Below are 2,115 nucleotides of genomic sequence, written 5' to 3' on the forward strand. Positions count from 1 at the left end.
GCCGGCGCGATGGGCGCCAGCATCTCCGGCGCCGGCCCCAGCATCTTTGCCTGGTTTGAGACCTGCGAAGCGGCGCAGGCGGCAATGGCGCCGGTGCAAGCGGCTTTCGCCGCGGCAGGCTTCGACAGCCAGGGCTGGGTGTCGCCCCTGGATTCACCCGCCGCCACGCTGCTCTGAGTGCATCACTCTCACTTTCAATGGAACTGACATGAATTTCATCTCGACCCGCGGCAGCGCTCCTGCCGTCAGCCTGAGCCAGGCCATCGCCGCCGGCCTGGCTCCCGATGGCGGTCTGTATGTGCCACAGCAGATGCCGGCCCCGCGCGCGTTGCGGGCGGGCCGTTCGCTGGCCGCCACCGCCGATGCCCTGTTGCAGCCGTTCTTCGCCGATGACCGGTTGGAGGCCGAGCTGCCCGGCATCTGCAGCGAGGCGTTCGATTTTCCGGTACCGCTGCAGGCGTTGGCCACGCCCAATGACCATGTGCTGGAGCTGTTCCACGGGCCGACTGCCGCCTTCAAGGATTTCGGCGCGCGCTTTCTCGCCGCCAGCCTGTCGCGGCTGCGTGCTGGCCAGGCGCGTCCGTTGACGATTGTGGTGGCGACCTCCGGCGATACCGGCGCCGCGGTGGCGGCCGCCTTCCACAACCAGCCGAACCTGAAGGTGGTGGTGCTGTATCCGGATGGCCGGGTGTCACCGCGGCAGGCGCACCAACTCGGCTGCCTGGGCGACAACATCCACGCGCTGCGGGTGGCCGGTTCCTTCGATGACTGCCAGGCCATGGCCAAGCAGGCACTGGGCGATGTCGAACTGCAGGCGCAGGTGCCGCTCAGTTCGGCCAACAGCATCAGTCTGGGCCGGCTGTTGCCGCAGATGAGCTACTACGCCCATGCCGCGCTGACCCACCAGGCCATACACGGCACCGCGCTTAATTTCGTCATCCCCACCGGCAACCTCGGCAACGCGATGGCGGCGGTGATGGCCCGCGCGCTGGGCGTGCCGCTGGGACGGATCGTCCTGGCCACCAATGCCAACCGGGTGCTGCCGGACTATTTCGCGGGCGGGCAGTACATGCCGCAGGCCAGCGTCGCGACCCTGGCCAATGCGATGGACGTCGGTGCGCCCAGCAATTTCGAGCGGCTGCACTGGCTGTACCGGGGGGACGATGTCGCGTTGCGTGCGGCCTTTGTGTCGCGTCCGGTGGATGACGCCACCATCCGCGACACCATCGCTGCACGGTTCAGCCGTTTCGGCGAGGTGTTCTGCCCGCATACCGCTACTGCCGTGCAGCTGCTGGAGCAGTTGCGTGCCAGCGGTGAGGCTGCTACCGGGGAGCATTGGGCGGTGGTGGCTACCGCGCATCCGGCCAAGTTCGAATCGGTGGTCGAGCCCTTGATCGGACGTGAGATTCCGGTGCCGCCGGCGCTGGCGGCATTGCTTGAGCGACCGGCCCACGCCGATCCGATCGAACCGGACTACGCCGCGCTGCGCGCGGTGCTGCTCGGGTGATCGCAACGGCCGCGTTGTCCACATCCGGTGTGGAGCGCGGCCGGGACAGCCTGTGGATAGAGGTCCGCCGGCCCAAGGCTGGCGGGCCTGCCCATTGTCATGGTGAAAATTTGGCCAGTCGTGATGCCGGCAGGGCTCCGGGTTTTCCACAATCGATGTGGACCGGCGCCGGAAGAATCTGTGGATAAGCGCGGCGATCCCTTGTCCGGCAAGGTGCGCAGACAGGTTGGCCAATAAATGACCAGTGCGGCATTCAGCCAGGTCGTCGCTGGCCAGCTTCTGCAGCCCGGCGAAGTCCAGGATCTCGACCACGTTCAGATGCGGCAACGCGATCAGGCCCTGCTGGCGCAGCTTGGTGAACGTGCGGCTGACCGTTTCCATGGTCAGGCCGAGATGGTCGGCGATATCACTGCGGCCCATCGGCAGGGAGACGCGATTGCCGACCTGGCCCAGCTGCGCTTCGCGCGCGGCCAGCCGCAGCAGGAAATCGGCCAGCCGCTCCGGTGGCTGCAACCGGGCCAGCGCCAGCGCGTTGTCCTGCGCCGCGTCGAGCTCCTGGCAGGCGCGCTGCAGCAGCTTGCGCTCCAGGTGCGGATGGCGCAGGCGCA

1 protein-coding gene and 2 pseudogenes are annotated in these 2,115 nt (G+C 67.8%); 2 read left to right on the forward strand and 1 reads right to left on the reverse strand.

The genetic code is table 11. The annotated features are described in order from the left end of the window. Window positions 1-177 (forward strand): annotated as a pseudogene (locus JCM9942_RS14520) (homoserine kinase); the annotation flags it as partial. Window positions 178-208: 31 nt separating this feature from the next. Continuing rightward, window positions 209-1,507: a threonine synthase gene (thrC, locus tag JCM9942_RS14525; protein ID WP_054660542.1), complete on the forward strand. Its 1,299-nt coding sequence runs from the start codon at window positions 209-211 to the stop codon at window positions 1,505-1,507. Window positions 1,508-1,768: 261 nt separating this feature from the next. Here thrC and JCM9942_RS18410 read toward each other — a convergent pair. Continuing rightward, a pseudogene (locus tag JCM9942_RS18410) lies at window positions 1,769-2,115 on the reverse strand (helix-turn-helix domain-containing protein); the annotation flags it as partial.

The organism is Stenotrophomonas pictorum JCM 9942 (assembly GCF_001310775.1).
Lineage (GTDB): Bacteria > Pseudomonadota > Gammaproteobacteria > Xanthomonadales > Xanthomonadaceae > Stenotrophomonas > Stenotrophomonas pictorum.

Bases quoted from the DNA above. Each gene is read 5' to 3' on its own strand.
- thrC (WP_054660542.1), top strand. From the start codon at position 209: ATGAATTTCATCTCGACCCGCGGCAGCGCTCCTGCCGTCAGCCTGAGC.